Annotated in this window: 21 protein-coding genes; 7 read left to right on the top strand and 14 right to left on the bottom strand. The window is 72.7% G+C overall.

From position 1 onward, the window contains the following. Nucleotides 1-41: 41 nt before the first annotated feature. Nucleotides 42-1,763 (top strand): 2-isopropylmalate synthase, encoded by a 1,722-nt coding sequence (leuA, locus tag ABZ261_RS06790; protein WP_356856030.1) that lies wholly within the window; start codon nucleotides 42-44, stop codon nucleotides 1,761-1,763. A gap of 184 nt (nucleotides 1,764-1,947) precedes the next feature. After that, nucleotides 1,948-2,643, top strand: a complete 696-nt coding sequence (locus ABZ261_RS06785) for a TerB family tellurite resistance protein (RefSeq protein ID WP_356856028.1) — start codon at nucleotides 1,948-1,950, stop codon at nucleotides 2,641-2,643. 172 nt (nucleotides 2,644-2,815) lie between these two features. Here ABZ261_RS06785 and ABZ261_RS06780 read toward each other — a convergent pair whose 3' ends face one another. Genes ABZ261_RS06780 through ABZ261_RS06760 form a run of 5 tightly spaced genes read right to left on the bottom strand, consistent with a single transcriptional unit; the run spans nucleotide 2,816 to nucleotide 9,299 of the window. After that, nucleotides 2,816-3,742: a dihydrodipicolinate synthase family protein gene (locus ABZ261_RS06780; protein WP_356856026.1), complete on the bottom strand. Its 927-nt coding sequence runs from the start codon at nucleotides 3,740-3,742 to the stop codon at nucleotides 2,816-2,818. Beyond that, nucleotides 3,739-4,746: an ABC transporter ATP-binding protein gene (locus ABZ261_RS06775; RefSeq protein WP_356856024.1), complete on the bottom strand. Its 1,008-nt coding sequence runs from the start codon at nucleotides 4,744-4,746 to the stop codon at nucleotides 3,739-3,741. Before ABZ261_RS06775 ends, ABZ261_RS06780 begins: the two co-directional genes overlap by 4 nt. Next, nucleotides 4,743-6,719: a dipeptide/oligopeptide/nickel ABC transporter permease/ATP-binding protein gene (locus tag ABZ261_RS06770; RefSeq protein WP_356856022.1), complete on the bottom strand. Its 1,977-nt coding sequence runs from the start codon at nucleotides 6,717-6,719 to the stop codon at nucleotides 4,743-4,745. The genes ABZ261_RS06775 and ABZ261_RS06770 overlap by 4 nt, the downstream gene beginning before the upstream one ends. After that, the gene (locus tag ABZ261_RS06765) at nucleotides 6,719-7,675 is read right to left on the bottom strand and encodes an ABC transporter permease (protein WP_356856020.1); all 957 of its coding nucleotides are present in this window, start codon (nucleotides 7,673-7,675) and stop codon (nucleotides 6,719-6,721) included. Before ABZ261_RS06765 ends, ABZ261_RS06770 begins: the two co-directional genes overlap by 1 nt. Nucleotides 7,676-7,679: 4 nt before the next feature. After that, entirely contained in the window at nucleotides 7,680-9,299 is a 1,620-nt protein-coding gene (locus ABZ261_RS06760) for an ABC transporter substrate-binding protein (RefSeq protein WP_356856018.1), read from the bottom strand. A 166-nt stretch (nucleotides 9,300-9,465) separates the two neighbouring features. Here ABZ261_RS06760 and recO point away from each other — a divergent pair, with 166 nt between their 5' ends. Next, nucleotides 9,466-10,212 carry a DNA repair protein RecO gene (gene recO, locus ABZ261_RS06755; RefSeq protein WP_356856016.1) on the top strand — a complete coding sequence of 249 codons (747 nt, stop codon included), beginning with the start codon at nucleotides 9,466-9,468 and terminating at the stop codon, nucleotides 10,210-10,212. Between the two features lie 26 nt (nucleotides 10,213-10,238). After that, nucleotides 10,239-11,075, top strand: a complete 837-nt coding sequence (locus tag ABZ261_RS06750) for an isoprenyl transferase (protein ID WP_356856014.1) — start codon at nucleotides 10,239-10,241, stop codon at nucleotides 11,073-11,075. Nucleotides 11,076-11,115: 40 nt separating this feature from the next. Here ABZ261_RS06750 and ABZ261_RS06745 read toward each other — a convergent pair whose 3' ends face one another. From ABZ261_RS06745 to ABZ261_RS06730, 4 genes are all read right to left on the bottom strand, one after another. Beyond that, entirely contained in the window at nucleotides 11,116-11,535 is a 420-nt protein-coding gene (locus ABZ261_RS06745; RefSeq protein WP_356856012.1) for a transcriptional repressor, read from the bottom strand. Between the two features lie 62 nt (nucleotides 11,536-11,597). Further along, nucleotides 11,598-12,500: a metal ABC transporter permease gene (locus ABZ261_RS06740; RefSeq protein ID WP_356856010.1), complete on the bottom strand. Its 903-nt coding sequence runs from the start codon at nucleotides 12,498-12,500 to the stop codon at nucleotides 11,598-11,600. After that, complete coding sequence (locus tag ABZ261_RS06735; RefSeq protein ID WP_356856008.1) at nucleotides 12,500-13,270, bottom strand: metal ABC transporter ATP-binding protein; 771 nt, start codon at nucleotides 13,268-13,270, stop codon at nucleotides 12,500-12,502. The genes ABZ261_RS06740 and ABZ261_RS06735 overlap by 1 nt, the downstream gene beginning before the upstream one ends. 11 nt (nucleotides 13,271-13,281) lie before the next feature. Beyond that, the gene (locus tag ABZ261_RS06730) at nucleotides 13,282-14,304 is read right to left on the bottom strand and encodes a metal ABC transporter substrate-binding protein (protein WP_356856006.1); all 1,023 of its coding nucleotides are present in this window, start codon (nucleotides 14,302-14,304) and stop codon (nucleotides 13,282-13,284) included. Nucleotides 14,305-14,464: 160 nt separating this feature from the next. Here ABZ261_RS06730 and ABZ261_RS06725 point away from each other — a divergent pair, with 160 nt between their 5' ends. The 3 genes from ABZ261_RS06725 (at nucleotide 14,465) to ABZ261_RS06715 (ending at nucleotide 17,637) form a co-directional block, all read left to right on the top strand. Then, nucleotides 14,465-15,847, top strand: a complete 1,383-nt coding sequence (locus ABZ261_RS06725) for a glycine--tRNA ligase (RefSeq protein ID WP_356856004.1) — start codon at nucleotides 14,465-14,467, stop codon at nucleotides 15,845-15,847. Nucleotides 15,848-16,004: 157 nt separating this feature from the next. Next, on the top strand, nucleotides 16,005-17,015 hold the full coding sequence (locus ABZ261_RS06720) for an aldo/keto reductase (RefSeq protein WP_356856002.1): 1,011 nt from the start codon (nucleotides 16,005-16,007) through the stop codon (nucleotides 17,013-17,015). Between the two features lie 25 nt (nucleotides 17,016-17,040). Next, nucleotides 17,041-17,637: a TetR family transcriptional regulator gene (locus ABZ261_RS06715; RefSeq protein ID WP_356856000.1), complete on the top strand. Its 597-nt coding sequence runs from the start codon at nucleotides 17,041-17,043 to the stop codon at nucleotides 17,635-17,637. Nucleotides 17,638-18,047: 410 nt separating this feature from the next. Here ABZ261_RS06715 and ABZ261_RS06710 read toward each other — a convergent pair whose 3' ends face one another. The 5 genes from ABZ261_RS06710 to ABZ261_RS06690 all read right to left on the bottom strand — a co-directional run bounded on the left by ABZ261_RS06710 (nucleotide 18,048) and on the right by ABZ261_RS06690 (nucleotide 26,126). Continuing rightward, a complete protein-coding gene (locus ABZ261_RS06710) occupies nucleotides 18,048-19,322 on the bottom strand; it encodes a beta-ketoacyl-[acyl-carrier-protein] synthase family protein (RefSeq protein WP_356855998.1) in 1,275 nt (424 codons plus the stop codon). Continuing rightward, complete coding sequence (locus tag ABZ261_RS06705; RefSeq protein ID WP_356855996.1) at nucleotides 19,315-20,523, bottom strand: MFS transporter; 1,209 nt, start codon at nucleotides 20,521-20,523, stop codon at nucleotides 19,315-19,317. Before ABZ261_RS06705 ends, ABZ261_RS06710 begins: the two co-directional genes overlap by 8 nt. Before the next feature lie 97 nt (nucleotides 20,524-20,620). Continuing rightward, nucleotides 20,621-21,832, bottom strand: a complete 1,212-nt coding sequence (gene hemA / locus ABZ261_RS06700; RefSeq protein ID WP_356855994.1) for a 5-aminolevulinate synthase — start codon at nucleotides 21,830-21,832, stop codon at nucleotides 20,621-20,623. 30 nt (nucleotides 21,833-21,862) lie between these two features. Continuing rightward, the gene (locus ABZ261_RS06695) at nucleotides 21,863-23,377 is read right to left on the bottom strand and encodes a 3-hydroxyacyl-CoA dehydrogenase (protein ID WP_356856158.1); all 1,515 of its coding nucleotides are present in this window, start codon (nucleotides 23,375-23,377) and stop codon (nucleotides 21,863-21,865) included. A gap of 1,297 nt (nucleotides 23,378-24,674) precedes the next feature. Next, the gene (locus ABZ261_RS06690; RefSeq protein ID WP_356855992.1) at nucleotides 24,675-26,126 is read right to left on the bottom strand and encodes an MFS transporter; all 1,452 of its coding nucleotides are present in this window, start codon (nucleotides 26,124-26,126) and stop codon (nucleotides 24,675-24,677) included. Nucleotides 26,127-26,264: the final 138 nt, after the last annotated feature.

Here is a 26,264-nt window from a genome sequence, read left to right as displayed (position 1 = left end):
GTCGGCCGTCCTTCCGGACACCTCGAGGAGCCCTACGCGTCATGGCCAACCGCCAGCAGCCCAGCCCCATGCCGATCCACAAGTACGGCCGGTACGACCAGGTGGACATCCCCGACCGCACCTGGCCCGACCAGCGGATCACCGTCGCCCCCCGCTGGCTCTCCACCGATCTGCGCGACGGCAACCAGGCCCTGATCGACCCGATGTCGCCCGAGCGCAAGCGCCGGATGTTCGACCAGCTCGTGAAGATGGGCTACAAGGAGATCGAGGTGGGCTTCCCCGCCTCCGGCCAGACCGACTTCGACTTCGTGCGCTCGATCATCGAGGAAGAGGGCGCGATCCCGGACGACGTGACGATCTCCGTGCTCACCCAGGCCCGCGAGGACCTGATCGAGCGGACCGTGGAGTCCCTGCAGGGCGCCAGGCGCGCCACCGTCCACCTGTACAACGCCACCGCCCCGGTCTTCCGCCGGGTCGTCTTCCGCGGCTCCCGGGACGACATCAAGCGGATCGCCGTCGACGGCACCCGCCGGGTGATGGAGTACGCCGAGAAACTGCTGGGCCCCGAGACCGAGTTCGGCTACCAGTACTCGCCGGAGATCTTCACCGACACCGAGCTGGACTTCGCCCTGGAGGTCTGCGAGGCCGTCATGGACGTGTGGCAGCCCGGCCCGGACCGCGAGATCATCCTCAACCTGCCCGCCACCGTGGAGCGTTCCACGCCGTCCACGCACGCGGACCGCTTCGAGTGGATGCACCGCAACCTCTCCCGCCGCGAGTACGTCTGCCTGTCCGCCCACCCGCACAACGACCGCGGCACGGCCGTGGCGGCGGCCGAGCTGGCGCTGATGGCCGGCGCCGACCGCGTCGAGGGCTGCCTGTTCGGGCAGGGCGAGCGCACCGGCAACGTCGACCTGGTCACCCTGGGCATGAACCTGTTCTCCCAGGGCGTCGACCCGCAGATCGACTTCTCCGACATCGACGAGATCCGCCGCACCTGGGAGTACTGCAACCAGATGGAGGTCCACCCGCGCCACCCGTACGTGGGCGACCTGGTCTACACGTCCTTCTCCGGCTCCCACCAGGACGCCATCAAGAAGGGCTTCGACGCCATGGAGGCCGACGCCGCGGCCCGGGGCGTCACCGTCGACGACCTCGAGTGGGCCGTGCCGTACCTGCCGATCGACCCCAAGGACGTCGGCCGCTCCTACGAGGCCGTCATCCGCGTCAACTCCCAGTCCGGCAAGGGCGGCGTCTCCTACGTCCTGAAGAACGACCACAAGCTCGACCTGCCGCGCCGCATGCAGATCGAGTTCTCGAAGATCATCCAGGCGAGGACCGACGCCCGGGGCGGCGAGATCACGCCGAAGGAGATCTGGGCGGTCTTCCAGGACGAGTACCTGCCGAACCCCGAGAACCCGTGGGGCCGCATCCAGCTGCGCACCGGCCAGTCGACCACGGACACGGACGGGACCGACACCCTGACCGTCGAGGCCACCGTGGACGGCGAGGACACCGTCCTGACCGGCTCCGGCAACGGTCCCATCTCGGCCTTCTTCGACGCCCTGCAGTCCGTCGGCGTCGACGTGCGCCTGCTGGACTACCAGGAGCACACGATGAGCGAGGGCGCCTCCGCGCAGGCCGCCTCCTACATCGAGTGCGCGATCGGCGACAAGGTGCTGTGGGGCATCGGCATCGACGCGAACACGACGCGTGCGTCGCTGAAGGCGGTCGTCTCCGCGGTGAACCGCGCGGCCCGCTGACCGCGCTGACCTGGCGCTTCGGTGCCCTGACCGCCGGCTGCGGCGGTCGGGGCGCCGTCGCATACCGGCCATCGGGCCCCTCAGGTCACGGAAAGGTCTCGTCCGGGGTGCTGACTCAGCCTCGGGGATGTGGCTAACATCACGCCAGCGCGGCGATGCTGCCGCGCGGTTACGGAGGTGCGACGTGCTGCCAGTACGGGGACGAGACGGCCGAGCCGCCAGGGCTGCGCGCATCCTGGGCACCCGCACCGCATGGACGCCCGTCGGGGACGGCGAGTTCTTCTGCCCCGGCTGCGGCGGCGACCGCAACTACCAGCGGCTCACCGGCCGCCGCCGGCTCACCGTGCTCGGCGTGCCCGTGCTGCCGCGCGGGGCCACCGGGCCCGTCGTGGAGTGCGCGGCCTGCCGCGAGCACTACGGCACCGACGTCCTCGACCACCCCACCACCCGCCGCTTCTCCGCGATGCTCCGCGACGCCGTGCACACCGTCGCCCTCGCGGTGCTCGCCGCGGGCGGCGCCTGCTCCCGCACGGCCCTGGAGACGGCCGCCGCCACCGTCCGCGCGGCCGGGTTCGCCGACTGCACGGAGGACCGGCTCGCCGCCCTGGTCGAGGCCCTCGCCGCCGACACCGGCCGGTTCCTCGACCGGCCGAGCAGCGCCGGCCTGACCATAGAGCTGCACGAGTCCCTCGACCCGCTCGCCCCGCACCTGGCTCCCGCGGGCCGCGAGTCGCTCCTCCTGCAGGCCGCGCGCATCGCCCTCGCCGACGGCCCCTACACGCCCGCCGAACGCGATGCCCTCACCACGGTCGGCGCGGCCCTCACCATCTGCGCCGACGACGTCACCCGCCTGCTCGCCGCGGCCCGCACGCCGTCCTGAGCCTGCCGCGCCCCGCCCGGCACTCCCCGGAGCGACGGGCGGCGGCCGGCGGGGCCGGAGCCCGGACCAGGGGAAGGCCAGTGAGTCCCCCGCTCAGCGGCGCCCCCGCACCGGCCGGACGCTGCTCGCCCCGGCCAGGCCCCGCGGCGCCGGGGCGGTCGAGCGGCCGGGTCTAGAGCAGGCCGGCCGCGGCCAGGATCCGGGCGACCCGTTCCGTCTCCTCCCCGGACAGGGGCACCTGGGGCTCGGCCGTCGCCGGGCAGGCGATGATGCCGCGCAGGTGCAGCGCCGCCTTGAACGCGCCCAGCGCCGACGAGCCGGCGCCCATCCTGGCCGGGTCGCCGGCGCCGGTCAGCCGGAACAGCGCGCACAGCCGCTCCTGCTCGGCCCGCGCCGCCTCCCGGTCTCCCGCCCGGCACTGCCGGTACAGGCGGACGTAGCCGTGCGGGTCCACGTTGGCCAGCCCCGGCACGGCCCCGTCGGCGCCCAGTGCCAGTGCGAGGTCCGTCACGACCTCCGAGCCGGTCAGCACGCTGAACCCGGAGTGGGCGCGGGCGCCGGTGACCAGCTCCCGGAAGGCCGCCAGATCCCCGCTGGAGTCCTTCACGCCGGCCAGCACACCGTCCCCGGCGAGCCCCAGCAGCAGGTCGGCGGGGAGCTTGCTGTGCACGGCCGGGGGGATGTCGTAGGCGATCACCGGGACCGGGCTCGCGGCGGCGACCCGGCGGTAGTGGTGGACGATCTCCGAGGGATGGGTGCGGGTGTAGAAGGGCGCGGTGACGACGACGGCCTGCGCGCCGGCCGCGGTGACCGCCGAGACGTGGTCGAGCACGCGCGGGGTGGTCATGTCGATGGCGCCCGCGAGGACCGGCAGCCGGCCGCCCAGGTGCGCGGTCACGGCCTCCACCACCTGCCGGCGCTGCCGGTCGGTCAGGAAGGCCGCCTCCGAGGTCGAGCCGAGCAGGAACAGCCCGTGCACCCCGGCCTCCACCAGATGGTCGACCAGGCGCCGCAGCGAGGGCACGTCCACCTCGCGGTCCGGCGTCAGGGGCGTGCAGACGGGCGGGACGACACCCGTCAGCGGGGCGGGGAAGGTCATGCGGGCTCCTGGCGGGCTGGGTCTCCGGTCGGCTGGTCCTCCTCCACAGGATGGTGGCACCGGTAGCGGTGCCCGCCCCGCGACGCGGCCGAGAAGCCCGGCATCGCCTCGGCGCACACCGCGTCCGCCCGCCAGCAGCGGGTGCGGAACGGGCAGCCGCTCGGCGGGCGGATCGCCGAGGGCACCGGCCCGGTCAGCGGGATCGGTTCGAGGGGGTGCAGCAGGCCGGGCGCGGCCGAGAACAGGGCGCGGGTGTACGGGTGCCGGGCGCCGCCGGCGACCCGGCCGGCCGGGGTCTCCTCCACGATCCGGCCGAGGTACATGGTGATCACCCGGTCGCTCATCCGCCGCACCGTCTGGATGTCGTGCGAGACGAACACCAGCGCCAGCCCCAGGCGTTCCCTCAGGTCGAGCAGCAGGTTGAGGATCTGCGCGCGGACCGAGACGTCCAGGGCGCTGGTCGGCTCGTCGGCGACCACCAGGGCCGGGTCCAGGGCGAGCGCGCGGGCGATGGCGACGCGCTGCCGCTGGCCGCCGGAGAGCTGCCCGGGCAGGGCGTCGGCCAGCGCCCGGGGGAGGCCCACCAGGGCCATCAGCTCCCGGACCCGGTCCTCCCGCTCCGCCCTGCCGCCGCGCCGGTGGACGTCCAGCGGATCGCGCAGCACCCGGCGGACGGTCAGCCGGCGGTTCAGGGCCGTCGACGGGTCCTGGAAGATCATGCCGACGCCCGCGCCGACCGCGGCCCGGCGTTCCGCGGGCGTCATCGCCCACAGGTCCCGCCCCCGGAAGGACACCGTCCCGAGGACCGGCCGCTCGATGCCCACCAGCACCTTCGCCAGCGTCGACTTCCCGCATCCCGACTCGCCGACCACGCCGACGGTCTCGCCGGGCGCGACGGCCAGGTCGGCGCCGGTCAGGGCGTACACCCGGTCGCGGCGGAACAGGCCGCCGCTGCGCGCCCGGTGCACGACGTGCGCGTCCCGCACCTCCACGACAGCGGTCACTGCGGGGCCTCCTCGCTCTCGGCGGACGCCGGCCGCACCGCGGGGTGGTGGCACGCCGCCGCGTGCGTCGCGGTGCCGGCGAGGACCGGTGCACTCGTGTGGCACACCGCGGTGGCGAGCGGGCAGCGGTCGGCGAACCGGCACCCCGCGGGGAAGTCGGCGGGCGCCGGCACGACCCCCTTGATCTGCGTCAGCCGTTCCTCGGCCGACTCCAGCGAGAGCACGCTGCCGAGCAGCCCGCGCGTGTAGTGGTGGGCCGGCGCGCCCACCAGGCCGGCGGTCACCCCCGTCTCCACGATCCGCCCGCCGTACATCACCGCCACCCGGTCGGTGACGTCGGCGACCAGCGCCAGATCGTGCGAGACCAGGAGCAGCGCGAAGCCCAGCTCCCCGCGCAGCCGCAGCAGCAGCTCCATCACCTGGGCCTGCACGGTGACGTCCAGGGCGGTGGTGGGCTCGTCGGCGACGATCAGACCGGGGTCGCGGGAGAGGGCCATGGCGATGAGCACGCGCTGCCGCTGGCCGCCGGAGAGTTCGTGCGGGTAGCTGCGCAGGGTGCGCTCCGGGTCGAGACCGACCAGCGACAGCAGCTCCCGCGGGCCGCGGCGGCCCCCGCGCCGCACGAGCTGCCCCAGCTGGGCGCGGACGGTCATGGCCGGGTTCAGCGAGGACAGGGCGTCCTGGTGGACCATCGCCATCTCGTGGCCGAGCAGCCGCCGCCGCGCCCGCGCCGGCTCGGCGAGCAGGTCCTGCCGCCGGAACCGCACCCGGCCGCTGACCCGGGCGTCCTTCGGCTGCAGTCCCATGACGGTGAGGGCGGTCAGCGACTTGCCGCAGCCCGACTCGCCCACCAGGCCGAGCACTTCGCCCGGATACACCTCGAAGGAGACCCCGTCCACGATGTCCACGCCCCGGTGCCGGCCCGGGAAGCCGATGGCGAGGTCCTCCACGGCGAGCACCGGCTGCCCGCCGCGGCCGGGCAGCGGCCGGGCCCGGGAGCGCAGCCGCCGCGCGGCCTCGGCCAGACCGGGGAGCGGCAGCACCTCGCCGCCGCCGGGCTCCGGCGTCCCGCGCCGGTCCGGGGGCGGCGCGGCCTCCCGCGGGGCGGGCGCCGCCCAGGCGTCGGAGACCCCCTCGGAGAGGATGTTCAGCGACAGCACGGTCAGCAGGATCAGCAGCCCGGGGAAGACGGTCGCCCACCAGCCGCCGGTCAGCACCATGTTCTTGCCGTCGGCGATGACGCTGCCCCAGGACGGGTTCGGGGGCCGTACGCCCGCGCCGATGAAGGACAGCGACGCCTCGAACACGATGGCCTCGGCGACCTGCACCGTGCAGAACACCAGCACCGGGGCCGCGCAGTTGACGGCCACGTGCCGCAGCAGGATGTGCGGGGTGCGGGCGCCGACGACCCGCTCGGCGGTGACGTAGTCCTCGCCGTACTGGTCGAGGACGTTGGCCCGCACCACCCGCGCGACCGGTGGGGTGAACAGGAAGGCGATCGCGCAGATCAGCACGCCGATCCCGCCGCCGAACACGGCGACCAGCACGGCCGCGAGCGCGATGCCCGGGAACGCCATCACCACGTCCAGGCAGCGCATCAGCGTCTCGTCGACGGCCTTGCGGGAGGTGGCGGCGAGCGCCCCGACGACCGCGCCGGCGACCAGCGCGAGCGCGGTGGCGCCCAGCCCGATGGCGAGCGAGAACCGGGCGCCGTGCATCAGCCGGCTCAGCACGTCCCGGCCCAGGCTGTCCTGCCCCATCCAGTGCGCGGCGGACGGCCGCCCGGTGCCGCCGACGGGGTCGTGCTGCTCCAGCGGGTCGTCCGGGGCGAGCACCGGGGCGAGCACGGCGGCCAGGACGACCGCGGTCAGGAAGCAGACGGCGACCCTGGACGGCAGCGGCAGCCGGCGCCAGGCGCGCAGCCGGACGCCGGGCCGGGCGAGTCGCTCGGCGAGTGACGCGCGCGTGCCCATCAGCCGGCCCTCAGACGCGGATTGACCAGCAGATACAGGATGTCGATGACGAGGTTGACGACGACGAACCCGGTGGCGGTGGTGAGGACGACCCCCTGCACCACCGCCGGGTCGCCGTTCTGCACGGCGTCGATCATCAGCTTGCCCATGCCGGGCAGCGAGAAGATCGTCTCGATGACGACCGCGCCGCCGAGGAGGTAACCGACCCGCAGGCCCAGCACGGTCAGCGGGTTGACCAGGGCGTTCCTGAGGACGTTCCGTCCGACGACCACCCGCGGCGGCAGCCCGTTGCCGATCGCGGTCCGCACGTAGTCCTTGTCCAGCTCCTCCACCACGGACGTCCGCACGATCCGCGTGAGCTGCGCCGCCACCGGCAGCGACAGCGCGAAGGCGGGCAGGGCCAGGGTCCTCAGCCAGCCGGTGACGGAGTCGGCGGGGTTGACGTAGCCGCCGGTCGGGAACCAGCCCCGGTCCACGGCCAGGTACTGGATCATCAGCAGCGCCAGCCAGAACCCCGGCGCGGCGACCCCGACCAGCGACAGGACCCGGACGGCCTGGTCCGGCAGCCGGTCCCGGTGCACGGCCGCCGTGACCCCGCCCGCCAGCGCCAGCACGACCGCGATCGCCAGACCGAGGAAGGTCAGCTGCATCGTGAGCGGCAGGGCGGTGGCGACCTGCTCGGCCACGGGGGCGCGGGTGAGGGCGCTGGTGCCGAGGTCGCCGTGGAGCAGGTCGCCGACGAAGTGGACGTACCGCACGGGCAGCGGGTCCAGCAGGCCGTTGCGCTCCCGGAAGTCGTGCAGCTGCCGCGGGGTCGGATTGGCGCCCTGGAAGAAGGCCGATGCCGGGTCGGCGTCCGAGAACCGCATCACCACGAAGACGAACAGCACGATCCCGAGGAGCAGCGGGACGAGCAGGGCGACACGGCGGAGCAGGATCCGCCAGACGGCCGTCATGCCGTCACGCCCACCGGGCGCGGAGCAGGTTCACGCCCGGGTAGGGCTGCGCCCGTATCCCGGTGAGCCGGCGCGGGTCCCACGCGGTCATCAGCTCGTTGTGCACCACCGGGTACAGCACGGCCTGTTCCGCGACGACGTCGATGCAGTCCTGGATCATGGCCTTCTTCCGCGCGGGGTCGGGTTCCCGGGTCGCCCGGTCCATGTCGGCGAAGAGCCGCTCGGCCACGGGGTGGCCGGCCCACCGGGTGTACCGCATCCACAGGTTCCCGGGGCCGTGGTTGTAGCGCATGATCAGGTCGGCGTCGAGGCCGAACTGGTTGGGGTTGGAGGCCGCGGCCACCACCTGGTAGTCCTGCCGCTGGTCCAGCTTGGTGAAGACGGCCGTGGTCTCCTGCGGGGCCAGCGTGGTCTCCACGCCGATCGCGTCCCAGGAGGACTTGAGGGTCGGCAGGCAGTCGGCGATCCAGCTGACGTTGACGGCCAGGAGACGGACGTGCAGGCGCTTCACCCCGGCGGCCCGCAGCAGCGCCTTCGCCCGGCCGGGGTCGTGGTCGTAGACGGTCGCGGCCCGCCGGTAGCAGGGGTTGCCCTCGTCGAGGAACGAGGACGCGGGCCTGCCGTGGCCCCGCAACGCGACCCGCACGATCTTCTCGCGGTCGACGGCGTAGTGCAGCGCCTGGCGGACCCGGACGTCGTCGAACGGCGGGTGCCGGGTGTTGAACATCAGGAACAGGTTGTTCATGCCGGCGCCGCCCGCGACCTTCAGGCCGCCCTGCCGCAGGCGGGCGATGTTGGCGTAGGGGATGTTGTCCGCGATCTGCGCCTCCGCACCCGCTCCGGAGATCTTCGCGACGCGCGGCGCGGCGTCCACGATCGTCAGCCAGTTCATCCGCCGGAAGGCCGGCCTGCGGGGCCCGTCGTACCCGTCGAACGCCTCGAAGACGGTGTTCGACTTCGGGTGGTGCGCGGTCTGCCGGTACGGCCCCGAGCCGACGGCCAGCCCCCTGACCGCGTCGTCCCAGGCGCCGGGCCGCCCGAACACGTGCTTCGGCATGATCTTGGCGAGGGTGAGCCGCGCGAGCCCGTCCGGGAAGGGGAACTTCAGCACCAGTTCGACGGTCCGGGCGCCGGTCTTCCGGACGCCGTCCAGCCAGCCGGCGAAGAAGCCCTTGGCGAGGGTCTGGGTGCCCGGGTCCAGGATGCGGTCGAAGACGAACACCACGTCGTCGGCGGTGACGGGCCTGCCGTCGTGGAAGACCGCCCCGGACCGCAGGGTGAACCGCCAGCGGGTGGCGCGGGGGTCCCGCGGCACCTCGGTGGCGAGCGCCGGATACGGCACACGGGTGATCGGGTCGGTGTCCAGCAGCCCCTCGTACACGTGGTTGTTGGCGGCCATCGCGAACGCCGAGGCCGTCTGGGTCGGGTCCCAGCTGCCGTCGTTGCCGTACCCGATCACCGCGGTCAGCGTCCGCTCCCGGCCGCCGCCGCCTCCGGTGCCGTCGGTGGACTCCGGCCCGGCGGAACAGCCGACCAGCACCGTCCCCGCCCCCAGCGCTCCGGCGCCCTGCAGCAGCGACCGGCGGCGCGGCGCCGGCACGTCGGGGGTCACGTCGTCGCGCACGGGTCCTCCAGCGGGTGGTGGGGAGGGGCGGGAGATACGACGTCCTACGTCCTACGTCCGGTAGCGCGACCATAGGAGGGCCCGTGGAGGCGGTCAAGACGGCCCGCACGGACGGACCCGTGAGCGGGGCTCTCCCGGCCCCGCCGGCATGGGCGAGAATGGCGGCATGAGTCTGTTCCGCGACGACGGCATCGTGCTGCGCACCCAGAAGCTGGGTGAGGCGGACCGGATCATCACCCTGCTCACGCGCGGGCACGGGCGGGTTCGGGCGGTGGCACGCGGAGTGCGGCGCACCAAGTCCAGGTTCGGGGCCCGGCTGGAGCCGTTCTCCCACGTGGACGTGCAGTTCTTCGCGCGGGGGAGCGAACTGGTCGGGCGCGGGCTGCCGTTGTGCACGCAGAGCGAGACGATCGCTCCCTACGGCGGCGCGATCGTCACCGACTACGCGCGCTACACCGCCGGCACCGCCATGCTGGAGACGGCCGAGCGGTTCACGGACCACGAGGGCGAGCCGGCCGTGCAGCAGTACCTGCTGCTGGTCGGCGCGCTGCGGACGCTCGCCCGGGGGGAGCACGCGCCGCACCTCGTCCTGGACGCCTTCCTGCTGCGCTCCCTCGCCGTCAACGGGTACGCCCCCAGCTTCGGCGACTGCGCGCGGTGCGGGATGCCCGGCCCGAACCGGTTCTTCTCCGTCGCCTCCGGCGGCTCCGTCTGCGCCGACTGCCGGGTGCCCGGCAGCGTCGTGCCGTCCCCGCAGACCCTGGTACTGCTCGGTGCGCTGCTTACGGGAGACTGGGAGACGGCGGACGCCTGCGAGGCGCGGTACGTCCGCGAGGGCAGCGGGCTGGTGTCGGCCTACCTGCACTGGCACTTGGAGCGCGGGCTGCGCTCCCTCCGGTACGTAGAGAAGTAGTCCACGGTCGAGGAGACGAGAAGCACATGGTCGTACGCGGGTTCCTGGGGCGCCAGCGGCGCGAGTACAAGGCGCCGGAGCCGCACCCGTCCGGCGCCCGCCCGCCCAAGCTCCCGGGCGAGCTGGTCCCGAACCACGTGGCGATCGTCATGGACGGCAACGGGCGGTGGGCCAAGGAGCGGGGGCTGCCGCGTACCGAGGGCCACAAGGTCGGCGCGGAGCGGGTGCTGGACGTCCTGCAGGGCTCCATCGAGATCGGCGTGCGCAACATCTCCCTGTACGCCTTCTCCACCGAGAACTGGAAGCGGTCGCCCGAGGAGGTCCGCTTCCTGATGAACTTCAACCGCGACTTCATCCGCAGGACCCGCGACCAGCTCGACGAACTCGGCATCCGGGTGCGCTGGGTGGGCCGTATGCCCCGGCTGTGGAAGTCGGTCGCCAAGGAGCTGCAGGTCGCCCAGGAGCAGACCAAGGACAACGACCTGCTCACCCTGTACTTCTGCATGAACTACGGCGGCCGCGCCGAACTCGCGGACGCGGCGAAGGCCATGGCGGAGGACGTGAGGGCGGGCCGCCTCGATCCGTCCAAGGTCAGCGAGAAGACGATCCAGAAGTACCTGTACTACCCGGACATGCCGGACGTCGACCTGTTCCTGCGTCCGAGCGGCGAGCAGCGCACCTCCAACTACCTGCTCTGGCAGAGCGCCTACGCCGAGCTGGTCTTCCAGGACGTGCTGTGGCCCGACTTCGACCGCCGCGACCTGTGGCGGGCCTGCGTCGAGTTCGCCTCCCGCGACCGCCGCTTCGGCGGCGCCGTCCCGAACGAGCAGCTGCTCGCGGCGGAGGGCGGGCAGGACGGCTGAGGGGCCGCCCGGCGGGCGCCCGCCGGCGCCGGGCGCCGGTTCAGCCCGCCGGGCGCTGCGCGCAGTCGGCGCAGGTGCCGAAGATCTCCACGGTGTGGGCGACGTTGACGTACCCGTGCTCGGCGGCGATCGCCTCCGCCCAGGTCTCCACGGCCGGACCCTCGACCTCCACCGCCCTGCCGCAGGCGCGGCAGACCAGGTGGTGGTGGTGCTCGCCGGTGGAGCAGCGGCGGTAGACGGACTCGCCGTCGGAGGTGCGCAGGACGTCCACCTCGCCGGCCTCGGCGAGGGACTGCAGCGTGCGGTAGACGGTGGTGAGCCCGACCGAATCGCCCTTGTGCTTGAGCATGTCGTGCAGTTCCTGCGCGCTGCGGAACTCGTCGACCTCGTCCAGCGCCGCCGCCACGGCTGCACGCTGGCGTGTGGCGCGGCCCTTCACGGGCGGTCCAGCGGTCGTCACCGGTTCCTCCTGTCACATCTGCCGTATGCCCGGGCCATTGTGCCAGCCCGGGCACCCGGCGGTCAGACGCCGACCTCGTCCCCGGCTTCCCGCGTGGCGGGGATGGAGCACTCCGCCGGGTCGCCCGCGGGGTGCGCGGCGGCCGCCGCGCGGGCGCGCCGCCGGGCGAGCGGAGCGGCCAGCGCGGTCAGCGCGACGAACGCGGCGATGGTCAGCAGGACGATCGTGGCGCCGGGCGGCACGTCCTGGTAGTACGAGGTGACCGTGCCGCTGACGGTGACGGCCACCCCGATCGCCACCGCGACCGCGAACGTCACGGTGAAGCTGCGGCTGAGCTGCTGCGCCGCGGCCACCGGCACCACCATCAGCGCGGACACCAGCAGCAGGCCCACCACGCGCATGGCCACCGTCACGGTGACCGCCGCGGTGACCGCCGTCAGCAGGTTCAGGGCGCGCACCGGCAGCCCGGTGACCCGCGCGAACTCCTCGTCCTGGCTGACCGCGAACAACTGGCGGCGCAGGCCCAGCGTGACCAGCAGCACGAACGCCGCGAGCAGGCAGATCGCGGTCACGTCGGACGGCGACACCGTCGACAGCGAGCCGAACAGGTACGACGTGAGGTTGGCGTTGGAGCCGCCCGGCGCGAGGTTGATCAGCATCACCCCGCCGGCCATGCCGCCGTAGAAGAGCATGGCGAGGGCGATGTCGCCGCGGGTCCGGCCGTACCAGCGGATCAGCTCCATCAGCACCGCGCCGAGCACGGAGACGGCCGTGGCCATCCACACCGGCGAGGTGGACAGCAGGAAGCCGAGGCCGACGCCCGTCATGGCCACGTGCCCGATGCCGTCGCCCATCAGCGCCTGGCGGCGCTGGACCAGGTAGATGCCGACCGCGGGCGCCGTGACGCCGACCAGCACGGCGGCCAGCAGCGCCCGCTGCATGAAGGCGTAGTTCAGGAAGTCCATCAGCTCAGCAGTCCCGTGCGGATCGGTTCGGCGCCCGCCGGCGCGTGCGGGTGTACGTGGTCGTGGCCGGGCAGGGCGTGCTGGCCGACCGCGCGCGGCGGCGGGCCGTCGTGCAGCACGCAGCCGTCGCGCAGGACGACCGCCCGGTCGATCAGGGGCTCCAGCGGGCCCAGTTCGTGCAGCACGAGCAGCACCGTCGCACCGGCCTCGACCTGCCGGCGCAGCGTCCGCGCGAGCACCTCCTGGCTGGCCAGGTCGACGCCCGCCATCGGCTCGTCCATGATCAGCAGTTCCGGCTCGGCGGCCAGCGCCCGGGCGATCAGCACCCGCTGGTGCTGGCCGCCGGAGAGGGCGTCGACGGGGTCCTTGGCGCGGTCCGCCATGCCGACCAGCTCCAGGGCCCGCCGCACGGCCTCCCGGTCGGCCCTGCGGAAGACGCCGAAGCGGCTGCGCGAGAGCCGGCCCGAGGAGACGATCTCGGTGACGGTCGCCGGGACGCCGCCCGCGGCCGTGGTGCGCTGCGGTACGTAGCCCACCCGCGCCCAGTCCCGGAAGGACCGGCGCGGGGTGCCGAACAGCTCGATCGTGCCCGAGGCCACGGGCACCTGGCCGATGATCGCGCGGATCGCCGTCGACTTGCCGGAGCCGTTCGCGCCGAGCAGCGCGACGACCTCGCCCCGGCCGACGGTGAGATCGACGCCCCGGAGCACGGGACGCGCGCCGAGTCGGGCGGTCACCCCGCGCAGGGATATGACAGGCTCGCTGGTCATCTCGTCTCCCGTCACCTGGCGCCCAGTGCCTTCTGCAGCGCCTCGAGGTTGGCCTCCTGGACCGCGAAGTAGTCCCGGCCGCGGGAGCGGTCGGTGATGCCCTCGATCGGGTCCAGGACGTCGGTCTTCAGGCCCGTGTCCTTCGCGATGGTCTTGGCGGTCCGGTCGCTGACCAGCGTCTCGTAGAAGACGGTGGTGACGCCGTCGGCCCTGGCCATCCGCTCCAGGTCCCGGACCCGGGCGGCGCTCGGCTCGGACTCGGGGTCGAGGCCGCTGACGGCCTCCTCGGTGAGGCCGTAGCGCTCGGCGAGGTAGCCGAAGGCGGCGTGCGTGGTGATGAACACCTTGCCCCTGCTGTGCGCGAGGCCGTCCCGGAACCGCGTGTCCAGGTCGTTCAGCCGCTTCACCAGGGCCGCGGTGTTCTTCCGGTAGTCGGCCGCGTGCTCGGGGTCGGCCTTCGCGAAGGCCTTGCCGACGCCCTCGGCGACCTGCGCGTAGCGCACCGGGTCGAGCCAGATGTGCGGGTCCTCGCCCGCCTCGTCCCCGTGCTCGTGGCCGTCGTGCGCGTCGCCCTCGTGCGCGTCGCCGTCGTGCTCGTGGGCGTCGTGTCCGGGCGCGTGGCCCCCGACCTCGTCGCCGTGGTGCTCCAGCGTGGTGAGGGCGGCCGCGTCGATCTTCGTCCCGACCGGCGACTGGGCCACGGCCTCGTCGACGGACGGCTGGAGGTGCTTCAGGTACAGGACGGCGTCGAACTCCTCGAGCTGGGCGATCTGCCGCGGGCTGATCTCCAGGTCGTGCGGCTCCTGGCCGGGGGTGGTGAGGGTGACGACGTGGACGTGGCTGCCGCCGATGCGCTCGGCGAGGAACGCCATCGGGTAGAACGACGCGACGACATCGAGCTTGTCCGTGTTGGCGGCGACCGCCTTGCCGCCGGAGCAGGCGGACAGCGTGCCGATCCCGAGGGCGGTGACCGCGGCGACCGCGGCGGGTATGAGGCGGTGCGCGCCGGACCGGGCGCGTCGTCGTACGTTCATGACAGTCATTTTCAACAAGAATGGAAACCGTTGTCAACAACGCTCGTCATACGATCTGGACGGGGGCCGATTTGGTCGTGGGGGAGTCCGCGCCGGTAACCTGAATCATTCGCTGGAAGCATCTCGCTTCAACGCCCGTCGTCGTAATGAAGAGAGCACCGTGGCCGCCGACAAGATCGACACCATCGTCAGCCTGAGCAAGCGCCGTGGCTTCGTTTTCCCCTGCAGTGAGATCTACGGCGGTCAGCGTGCCGCCTGGGACTACGGACCGCTGGGTGTCGAGCTCAAGGAGAACATCAAGCGCCAGTGGTGGCGCTACATGGTGACGTCGCGCGAGGACGTCGTCGGTATCGACTCGTCCGTCATCCTGGCCCCCGAGGTCTGGGTCGCCTCCGGTCACGTCGCCACCTTCACCGACCCGCTGACCGAGTGCACCTCGTGCCACAAGCGGTTCCGCGCCGACCACCTGGAGGAGGCGTACGAGGAGAAGAAGGGCCACGCCCCGGCGAACGGCCTCGCGGACGTCAACTGCCCGAACTGCGGCAACAAGGGCCAGTTCACCGAGCCCAAGCAGTTCTCGGGCCTGCTGTCCACCCACCTCGGCCCCACCCAGGACTCCGGCTCCGTCGCCTACCTGCGCCCCGAGACCGCCCAGGGCATCTTCACCAACTTCGCCCAGGTGCAGACCACTTCGCGCCGCAAGCCGCCGTTCGGCATCGCCCAGATGGGCAAGTCCTTCCGCAACGAGATCACGCCGGGCAACTTCATCTTCCGCACCCGCGAGTTCGAGCAGATGGAGATGGAGTTCTTCGTCAAGCCGGGCGAGGACGAGCAGTGGCAGGAGTACTGGATGGAGCAGCGCTGGAACTGGTACACCGGCCTGGGTCTCCGTGAGGAGAACATGCGCTGGTACGAGCACCCGAAGGAGAAGCTCTCCCACTACTCCAAGCGCACCGCGGACATCGAGTACCGCTTCCAGTTCGGCGGCAGCGAGTGGGGCGAGCTGGAGGGCGTCGCCAACCGCACGGACTACGACCTCAGCGCGCACGCCAAGGCCTCCGGCCAGGACCTCTCCTACTTCGACCAGGAGGCCGGCGAGCGCTGGACCCCGTACGTCATCGAGCCGGCGGCCGGTGTCGGCCGCACCATGCTGGCCTTCCTGCTCGACGCCTACGTCGAGGACGAGGCGCCGAACGCCAAGGGCAAGATGGAGAAGCGGACCGTCCTGCGCCTCGACCACCGCCTGGCCCCGGTGAAGGTCGCCGTGCTGCCGCTGTCCCGCAACCCGGAGCTGTCCCCGAAGGCCAAGGGCCTCGCGCAGGCGCTGCGCCGGCACTGGAACATCGAGTTCGACGACGCGGGCGCCATCGGCCGCCGCTACCGCCGCCAGGACGAGATCGGCACGCCGTACTGCGTGACCGTGGACTTCGACACGCTCGAGGACAACGCGGTGACCGTCCGGGAGCGCGACTCCATGAAGCAGGAGCGCGTCTCCCTCGACCAGATCGAGGGGTACCTGGCCGGCCGCCTGCTGGGCTGCTGACGCCCGCGGCGCCCGAGCCGCCCCACGCCCGCCCACCCGCCGCGACGCCGGCCGGGTGGGCGGGCTTTTTTCGGTTCCCGGTGCGGGCCGCGGCGTGACTGACATCTTTGGAATGACAGATATTGAAATCTGTCATCTGTAGTGGCAGGGTGAGGGCATGACGATGCACACCCGAAAGCTCGGTTCCACCGGCCCCCAGGTCTCCGCCCTCGGCCTCGGCTGCATGGGCATGTCCGGCATGTACGGCGCCGCGGACCGCGCCGAATCGATCGCCACCCTCCACGCCGCCCTCGAGGCGGGGGTCACCCTCCTCGACACCGGCGACTTCTACGGCATGGGCCACAACGAGATGCTGATAGGCGAGGCCCTGCGCGCGGCGCCGGCCTCGCTGCGCGAGAACGCGCTGGTCAGCGTGAAGTTCGGCGCCCTGCGCGACCCGGACGGCGGCTGGTCCGGCTTCGACGGCCGCCCCGCCGCCGTGAAGAACTTCGCCGCGTACTCCCTGCAGCGCCTCGGCGTCGACCACATCGACGTCTACCGCCCCTCCCGGCTCGACCCGGACGTGCCGATCGAGGAGACCGTCGGCGCCATCGCCGAACTGGTCGAGAAGGGCTGGGTCCGGCACATCGGGCTCAGCGAGGTCGGCGCCGACACCATCCGCCGCGCCGCCGCCACCGCCCCGATCGCCGACCTGCAGATCGAGTACGCGCTCGTCTCCCGCGGGCCCGAGCGGGAGATCCTGCCCACCCTCCGCGAGCTCGGCATCGCCGTCACCGCGTACGGCGTGCTCTCCCGCGGCCTGATCTCCGGACACTTCACGCACGACCGGCAGTTCGCGGCGAACGACTTCCGCGCCCACTCGCCCCGCTTCCAGGGCGACAACTACCGGCGCAACCTGGCCCTGGTCGAGTCCCTCCGCGCGATCGCCGCGGACAAGGGCGTCACGGTCGCCCAGATCGCCATCGCCTGGGTGCTCTCCCGCGGGGAGGACATCGTCCCGCTGATCGGCGCGCGCACCCGGGAACGGCTCGGCGAGGCGCTGGGCGCCCTCGAGGTGACCCTGGACGCGGCCGACCTCGCCGCCGTCGAGGCCGCCGTCCCCGCGGACGCGGTGGCCGGCGAGCGGTACGCCCCCGCCCAGATGGCCATGCTCGACAGCGAACGATGAACACACCGCCGGGTACCGTCTAGGCATGGCACCGACGACCGAGACCCTGACCGCCGAGCGCATCCTCGAAGCCACCGAGGAGGTGCTGCGCCGCCACGGCCCGGCCAAGGCCACCGTGGTCGACGTGGCCCGCGCGCTCGGCGTCAGCCACGGCAGCGTCTACCGGCACTTCCGGACCAAGGCGGCGCTGCGCGAGGCGGTGACCAAGCGGTGGCTGGACCGCACCTCGGAGCGGCTCGCCGGGATCGTCGCCGGGGACGGCGCCGCCGAGGACCGGCTCCGGGCCTGGCTGGCCGCCCTGTTCGAGGCCAAGCGGCACAAGGCGGGCGACGACCCCGAGCTGTTCGCCACGTACACGGTGCTGACCGGCGAACTCGGGGGCGTCGTCGCCGAGCACCTGGCCGACCTCACCGGCCAGCTGACCCGGATCATCGCCGCGGGCGCCGAGGAGGGCGCCTTCCGCGTCTCCGCCCCGGCCGCCGCCGCCCGCGCCGTCTTCCAGGCCACCGGCCGCTTCCACGACCCCTGCTACGCCCGGGAATGGACCGGCCCCGGCATCGACGAGGACTTCACCGCGGTGGTGGACCTGCTGGTACGGGGACTTAAGTCGGCCGACGGCTAGGGGGTGACGTCCGATGCCGCGCCCGCATCAGCAGGGATGCGGGGCGGCGGCCGCCCGGCAGGGCTCGGCCGTCCGCGTCGCGCGGCTTGCCGGGCTGCGGGCCGAAGGACGGGGGCCGGCCGCCGCGGCGGAGGCGGTTGCGCACTGGGGCGGCCCGCTCGGGGACCGTGACACCAGCCACTGTCCCGCCAGGCCCACCCCGGTACGGAACTTCCACACGATCCCGTTCAGGACCGTTCGGTCGTCCAACCGCTTCCGGCCCCGCCGACGAGACCGGCGGCAGCAGCCGAACGGACTCCCGCTCGCCATCGGTCAGTTCATGGCGACGTATCACCCGACCCATGATCTACCAGCCAGGATCATTCGACGACAGGGCCTAGCGTGTCGCACCGGGGTGGCCGGGTGCGACCTCAGGCCGCCGCCCCCATCGCCAACACCGACGTCTGGCTCCCGAAGGCGAACGACATGGACACCGCGAGATCGAACGAGGTGTCGCGGGCGCCCTCCGCAACGTGGTCGTGGTCGCACTCCGGGTCGGGCGTCGTCAGATTGATGGTCGGCGCCAGCCGCTGGTGGTGCAGCATCAAAGCGGTGGAGGCCGCGTTGATGATCCCGGCCAGGCCGAAGGTGTGCCCGTAGATCGGCTTGTTGGAGCTGATCGGGGGCAGCGCCCCGAGCCCGCGGCCGGGATACAGCGCCCGCAGGGCCCGGCTCTCGGCGAGGTCGTTGTAGCGGGTCGCGGTCCCGTGGGCGCAGAAGTAGCCCACCTCGTCCGGGCGGCGCCCGGCCTCCTCCAGGGCCTCCACCACCAGACCGGCGGTGACCTTGCCGGTCAGGTCCATGGTGGTGGGGTGGTCGGCCTCGTTCATCGAGGCGTGGGCGAGGACACGGGCGTACACCCGGGCCCCGCGCCGCAGAGCGGTCGACTCCCGCTCCAGGCACAGCACCACGGAACCCTCGCCGAGGGCGAACCCCTCGCGGTCGGCGCTGTAGGGGCGCACCGCGCGGGACGGGTCCTCGGACTCCGCGGAGAGCACACCGTTGCCCAGCGCCCGGTAGCAGCGCGCCACCTCGGGCAGGATGGGGAACTCGTGGCCGCCGACCAGGACGGCGTCGCTGCTGCCCGCCCGCAGCTCCCGCAGGGCCAGGCCGATCGCCTGGTGGCCGCCGACGCAGGCGTTGCTGACGGTCGTGACGAGGCCCTGCGCCCCGATGTGGATGGCGGCCAGGCTGGCCGGGGTGCCGGGCAGCCCGCGGAACATGGCGCCCTTGTCGTCGTACGCCGTCGGGTCCTCGCCGCGCAGCACCGGCTGCCACCAGGAGAGCGGGCCGCGCGACGAGGAGAAGACCACGCTGAGCCGCCGGGGATCGACGTCCCCCTGGCCCAGGCCCGCGTCGTCGCGGGCCTGGACGAGCGCGGACATCGCGATCAAGATCTCCCGGCTGTACTTGCGGGCGTGGGAGGGGTGGAGGCCGGGCAGGTGGGCGGTGTGGTCGAAGTCGCGTATCTCGGCCGCCGCGTACACGGGCAGCCCCTCGGCGGGGCCGTCGAACCGGGTGAGGGTCCCGATCTGGGACCGCCCGCCCGAGACGTGCTGCCAGAATTGCGCGGCCGATCCGGTACCGGGCAGCAGGGTGCCTATCCCGGTGATGACGACGGGGTCGTCAGCAGGTCGGTCAGTCATCGTCGGAAACTCCTTGCCGCGCGGGATCACGGCGTGTCTCCCGCGCCGGACCGGTGGGGGTGGGACGTCCGTAGGTGAGGGCCGCGACGGCGACGGCGACGGCCGCGAGGACGAAGGCGGGCACGGCGGTCGACTCGGGGCCCCAGGTGTCGACGAGGAGGCCGCCGACCGCGCCGCCGATGGCGATGCCCAGGTACAGGGCGGAGCTGTTGAGCGCCACGGTGAAGGGGCCGCTCGCCTCGCTGAGCGAAAGCAGCCGGTGCTGCTGGGGCACGAGGTACATCCACCCCGTGGCGCCCCAGACGAAGAGCGCGACGCCCGCCCCGATCAGGGACCCGGACCACAGCGGCAGCAGGGCCAGGTCCACCGCCATGCCGCCGACGGCGAGCAGGAGCACCGCCCGGTTGCCCAGCCGGTCGGTGGCGATCCCGGCGACGGCGTTGCCCGCGACGGCGCCGACACCGAAGACGAACAGCAGCACCGACAGCGCCCGCCCGCCGTGGGTGGCGTCCTGGAGCACCGGGCCGATGTACGTGTAGACCACGTGCTCGGAGGTGACGGCGAGCAGGGTGACCGACAGGGTGATCAGGACGGCCGGGTTGCGCAGGCCCGAGAGCCGTTCGGCCAGCGGGTGCCTGCCCGCGGGCGCCAGCTTCGGCAGCACCAGGACGCCCAGCAGCGCGACCGTGCCCAGCGCGGCGACCGCCCACAGCGTGGCCCGCCAGCCCGTCAGGCCGCCGATCCAGGTGCCGATCGGCACCCCCAGCGCGGTGGCCATGGTCAGGCCGCCGATGACGATGCCCAGTGCCCGGCCCCTGCGCTCCTCGGGGACCAGGGACGCGGCGGCGGCGGAAGCCTGTGGCGTGTACGAGGCGGCGCCGAGCGCGGCGACGAACCGGCCCGCAGCGACCCATCCGTAGGAGTCGCCCAGCGTGGAGATCACGTTGCCGGCGACGAACATCCCCAGCCCGCAGGCCAGTACGGTCCGGCGTGACAGCGAGCCGGTGATCGTGGCGCTGACCGGGGCGAACAGCGCGTACGTGAGGGAGAACACGGTGATCAGCTGACCGGCGGCACCAGGGGAGACACGGAGGTCGTCCGCGATCTCCGGCAGCACACCGGCGATCACGAACGCGTCCGTTCCGATGGCGAAGGCGCCCACCGCGAGCAGCCAGAGCACGGGTGGGGTGGCGTCTTTCACGGGAATCCTCGAAATCGTGTGTTCAGGTTCGGCCGCGGCCCCGGCACGGGTTCCGGAACGGTGCTCGTGCCGGGGCGACGGCTGTCGGCCGGTGCGATCAGCGGCTGCGGGGAAGACCGGCCGCCGACCACACGGTGTCGAGCGCCTCGACGAACGCCTGGACGTCCTCGGCCGTGTGGCGGGAGGTGGGCGTGACGCGCAGCCGCTCGGTGCCCTCGGGCACGGTCGGCGCGTTCACCGGCTGGACGTAGATGTCGTGGTCGCCCAGGAGCAGCGCGCTGACCTCCTTGTTGCGGTGCGGGTCGCCGACGAACACCGGGACCACGTGGCTGTCCCGCGAGATGACCGGGATGCCCCGCGCGGCCAGTCCCTCCTTCAGCTCCGACGCACGCGCCCGCAGCAGCTCCCGCTGGGTGGAGTCGTGGCGGACCAGACGCAGCGCGGACAGCGCGCCGGCCACCAGCGGCGCCGGGGCGGACGTGCTGAAGACGAACGGGGCCGCGAAGGTCCGCACGCTGTCGATGACCGGGGCCGGCCCGGCGATGTAACCGCCGGCCCCGCCGAGTCCCTTGCCGAAACCGCCCTGGAAGACGGTGATCCGGTCGCGGACGCCCTGCTCCTCCGCGTAGCCGGAGCCCTCCTCGCCGTAGATGCCGACCGAGTGGATCTCGTCCAGGTAGGTCAGGGCGCCGAACTCCTCGGCGATGTCCACGATCTCCCGGATCGGGGAGAAGTCGCCCTCCATGGAGTACAGGGACTCGAAGGCGACCAGCTTGGGCGCGTCCGGGTCCGTCTCCTCGAGCAGCTTGCGCAGGTGGCCCGTGTCGTTGTGCCGGAAGATCCTCTTCTGCGCGCCGCTGTTGCGGATGCCCTGGATGATCGACGCGTGGTTCAGCTCGTCGGAGAAGATCACCAGCCCGGGTATGCGCCGTCCCAGCACCGACAGGGTGGCGTCGTTGGCCGCGAAGCCGGTGCTGAACAGCAGCGCCCGCTCCTTGCGGTAGAGCGAGGCGAGCTCGGCCTCCAGCTCCTCGTGGAAGGTGCTGGTGCCCGAGATGCTGCGCGCGCCGCCGGTGCCCAGGCCCACGCCGCGCACCGCGTCGGCGACCGCGTCGATGACCGTCGGGTGGTGGCTCAGTGAGAGGTAGTCGTTGGAGCACCAGACGGTGATCTCGCGCGGACCGTCGGCGGCGTGGAGCACGGCCCGCGGTGCCGTCTCGGCGCGGCGCTCCAGATTCAGGTACGTCCGGTAGCGCCCCTGCTCCTTGGCCGACGCGACGTCCTGGGCGAGGTGTGACAGAGCCTGCATGGGTGGTGCTTCCCTTTCTGGCATGGGGGGTCAGGCCGCGAGCGGGCCGGTGCGCAGCGCGCCGCGGCGCAGCGCGGGGGAGGGGCGGTAGTGCCCGTCCCGGTGTTCGTCGTCGAGGTTCTCCAGCAAGGCCAGGACCGAGGGCAGCCCGATCCGCTCGCCCCAGGCGATCGGCCCCAGCGGGTAGTTGGTGCCCAGACGCATGGCGGTGTCGACGTCGGGGGCGCTCGCCAGGCCGCCGGCCACCGCGTCCAGCGCGATGTTGACGAGCATGGCGACAGTGCGAAACACCAGCAGCCCCGGGATGTCGTCCACCACGCTGACGTCTTTGCCCAGCAGCTGGAACAGGCCCACCGCGGCGTCCCGCGAGGCGTCGGACGCCCCGCCGCTCACCGCCAGGGCGGTACGGGAGGAGGTGGCGAAGTCCAGGCTCAGGTCGAACAGGACGACCGGGCGTCCCGTACGCCGGGCGTGCCGGTCGGCCGTACGCCCGTCGGTCAGACGCAGCAGCGTCCCGTCGGGCAGCTCGAACATCCCGTCCAGCGCACTGCCGGCGGCCGCCGGCACCCGCTCGACGGGGATCCCCGCCGCGACGAGCACGTCCACGAGTCCTCCGGCGGGCCCGGCGTCACCGTGCAGACGCACCAGACGCGGTGGCGGTACGGACACCGGGGCGCAGGTGTCGGGAGCGGGCCGGGCGGCGCCGGGTGCGTGGTCGTAGAACCCTCGGCCCGCCTTGCACCCGAGGTACCCGGCCTCCACCAGCTTGCGCTGGACGAGGGAGGGGGCGAAGCGCGCGTCGTGGTGGAAGGCGCTCCACACCCCCCGGGTGACCGCTTCGTTGACGTCGTGGCCGATGAGGTCCATCAGCGCGCAGGGGCCCATGGCGAAGCCCCCCGAGCCCGTGAGGACCGCGTCGATGGTGGCCGGTGACGCCGCCCGGTGCTCCCGGGTGCGCAGCGCTTCCCCGTAGTAAGGGCGTGCCACCCGGTTGACGATGAATCCGGGCAGGTCGGCGGAGAGCACCGGGGTCTTTCCCCAGCGTTCTGCGGTCCTGTGCAGGAAACGGGTGGTGCGCTCGGCCGTGGACGGCGCGGAGACCACCTCGACCAGCGCCATCAGGGGAGCCGGATTGAAGAAGTGCAGTCCCGCGAACCGGGCCGGGTTTTCCAGGCCGGCCGCGAGAGCGGTCACGGACAGGGAAGAAGTGTTGGTGGCGATGACGGTTTCCTCGCCCACATGCTTCTCGATGTCCGCCAGAAGTGCGGACTTGACCGCCATGTCCTCGTGCACGGACTCTATGACGAGGCTGGCCGATGCCGCTTCCGATAATTCTTCCGAGGTGGTCAGCCGGTCCAGGGCGGCGAGCGCTTCCTCTTTACCCAGCCGTCCCTTGTCGACCAGCCGGAGGATGCGGCTCTCAATGAGCTCCCGGCCTCGGCGGGAGCTCTCCGCGCGGCGGGTCAGCAGGAGCACCGGGTGGCCGGCGAGGAGCGCGACCTGGGATATCCCGGTTCCCATGGCACCGGCTCCGACGACGGCCACAAGGTCGTCCGGTTGCTTGTACAACTTCACGGAATTCCTCGGGGGATAGGCTTCTACGCTGTGGCGTCCGACCTGCTGCGGCAGCACCTTCAACCAATGCAATGCACCCGCTCGGTCACGGCCGGGGTGTGCGACATGCCGTTCATGGAAGGTTTGTCGAAGGAAGTGCGCAGGGGGTCCATGAGGAATAGTCGATTATCTTGCGACGTGGTGGGAATCGCCCATCGGTCGGCCGTAAAGGCTATGCGATGCCTCGGGCGGGGCGCAAGGGCGATCTCCGCGAGCAAGGGGAGAGAGGCAATGCCGAATGGTGTCTTCGGCAGAGAAACCGGTCAGCCGGTCGATATTTTTCGTGGCGTGTTCTTTCCGGTGGAATAGCGGTGGGGCGGCCGTTCGGAGGGGCCGGTTCCTTGGGTGACGCAACCAGCCGGCCGCGAGGCGGCGCGCCGCCGGTGGCCGGATTTCCGCAGTCCGCGGGGGCCCGTCGGTATGCCCGGGAACAGCAGGGAGTGTTCTGCGTCACGCCGGGCTCGTGGAGTCACGGGATTCGAGCCCGGCGCGTCGTTCACGTGCCGGGTGCTCCGGCCGGCCTCGTGGCTTTCCGTACGCGTGTGTCAGGGCGGATCGACCGGGCTCGTCCCGGACGGCGAGGACTCCGGCAGCATCGGCTGCGGGGCCCTCGGCGCTGCCCCCGGTCGGAAGGGTCGTCGAACAGGGGCGGGTCTTGCCCCATGGTCGGGTGGTTCGTCGTCATGAACCGACCGAGGCGGAGTGGGAGTCCATCCGTCCGTTGCTGCCCCGGCCGCGCCGGGGGCGCAGTCGGCTGGGCGACCGCCGGATCCTGAACGGGATCGTGTGGACGTTCCGGGCCGGGGTGGTCCTGTGAGGCGTGCACGAGCGGTACGGCCCGTGGGCCGCGCTGCACACCCGCGGCCAAGGACGGCACGTTCGAGCGGATGCTGCAGGCAGCGCAGGCCGGGGCGGACGCGGACGGGGACATCGACTGGCTGGTGTCGGTCGACTCCACGATCGTGCGGCGCCCACCGGCACGCGGCCGGGCCCCGGCAACGGGCGCTGGGCACTCGGCGGTCGCGCGGCGGCCTGTCCTGCAAGATCTCTGGCCTCGACGCACCGGGCCAGACGCAGTCGCCCCGCCGGGGCCGGCGGGGCATCACGGTGGGACACGAGGGCCTCCTGGCGGTCGGCGGTGGATGTCGCAATCCACACCGAACCCAGAAGCCCCTCATCGGTTCGAGGCGTCCGGCACGCGTGTCACCGACGTCCCGGGACAGCGCACCTAGGTCCGCTCCGGGGCCCCCACCGCCTGCCGTACCTCCGCGGTCTGCAGCATCTCGGCGGTCCGCTCGGCGGTCCGGCGGGCCCAGGGGCCGCTCGTCAGCAGGCCGAGGAGCAGGACGGCCAGACCGCACCCGGTGAGGATCCACCAGCCCGGACGGGCGGCCGCGACGAAGGCGTGCCGGTACGGCGACGCGCCGATCCCGGCCGCGAGGACCGCGCCGACCACCGCGACGCCGAGTGTCTGGCCCAGCTGCCGGCTCGTGGAGGCGACGGCCGCGGCGACGCCGGCCTGCGCCCGGGGCATGCCCGAGACCGCCGTGTTGGTGATCGGCGCGTTCACGAAGCCGAAACCGATGCCGAAGAGGACGTAGCCGAGCAGCAGGGTGGCGTCGGCGGTCTCCGCCTCGAACACGGCGAACAGGATGCCGCTCGCGCTCATCGCCGTGCCCGCCACCAGGAGGGGGAGGCGGGGGCCGCGGCTGCCGACCAGCCGGCCGGACAGGGGCGCGCACAGGAAGGTCGGCGCGGCCATGGGCAGCATCCACAGGCCCGCGTGCAGGGCGTCGAGGCCGCGCACGTTCTGCAGGTACAGGGTGGACAGGAACAGGAAGCCGCCGAGCGCCGCGAACGCGCTGATCGCGATGGCCGTGGCGCCGCTGAACGGAGCCGAGCGGAAGAAGCGCAGGTCGATGAGGGGTTCCTCACGCCGGGGCTCGTACCACAGCAGGGCCGCCAGGGCCGCCGCCGCGATCACGGCGAACGGCGCCACGGTCCCGGCGCCCGCGTCCGGCGCCTCGATGATCGCGTAGGTCAGCGAGCCGAACAGGGCGATCACCAGCAGCTGGCCGGCCGGGTCGGGCCGGCGGGCCCTGGGCGCGCGGGACTCGGGCACGAAGCGGAGGGTGAGCAGCACGGCGGCGAGGCCGACCGGGAGGTTGATCCAGAAGATCGCCCGCCAGCCCACCGACTGCACCAGCAGTCCGCCGACCAGGGGGCCCGCCGCCATGGAGATGCCGACCACCGCGCCCCAGACGCCGATCGCGCGGGCGCGCTCCCGGGCGTCGGTGAAGGTGTTGGTGATGATCGACATGGCCACCGGGTTGAGCATCGAGCCGCCCACCGCCTGGACCATGCGGAACACCACGAGGAGTTCCAGGTTCGGGGCGAGGGAGCACAGCAGCGATCCGGCGGAGAACACCACCAGCCCGGCCAGGAAGACGCGCTTGCGGCCGATCCGGTCGGCCGTGGAGCCCGCGAGCATCAGCAGCGACGCCAGGACGAGGGTGTAGGCGTCGATCGTCCACTGCAGGCCGGAGGTGCCGGTGTGCAGATCGCGCTGCATGGAGGGCAGCGCCACGTTCAGCACGGTGTTGTCCAGGCTCACGATCAGCAGGCTCATGCAGCAGATGGCGAGCACGAGCATGCGTCGCCGGGCGCTCGATTCGGGCATGCGCTCCATCGTACGCCGACTTCGATAGTGCGTCTAACTAATGAGTGATACACGGTCTCACCCCGGGTTCCGCACCCGCGGCGCCCCGGCCCTCGGCCGGGTGAGGGACAATGGGTCCTCGTCCTCTGTCGTAGTGCC

The organism is Streptomyces sp. NPDC006193, assembly GCF_040613915.1.
Classification (GTDB): Bacteria; Actinomycetota; Actinomycetes; order Streptomycetales; family Streptomycetaceae; genus Streptomyces.
The sequence above is the reverse complement of the archived record's forward strand: the minus strand, read 5'-3'. Positions and strand labels throughout refer to the sequence as shown.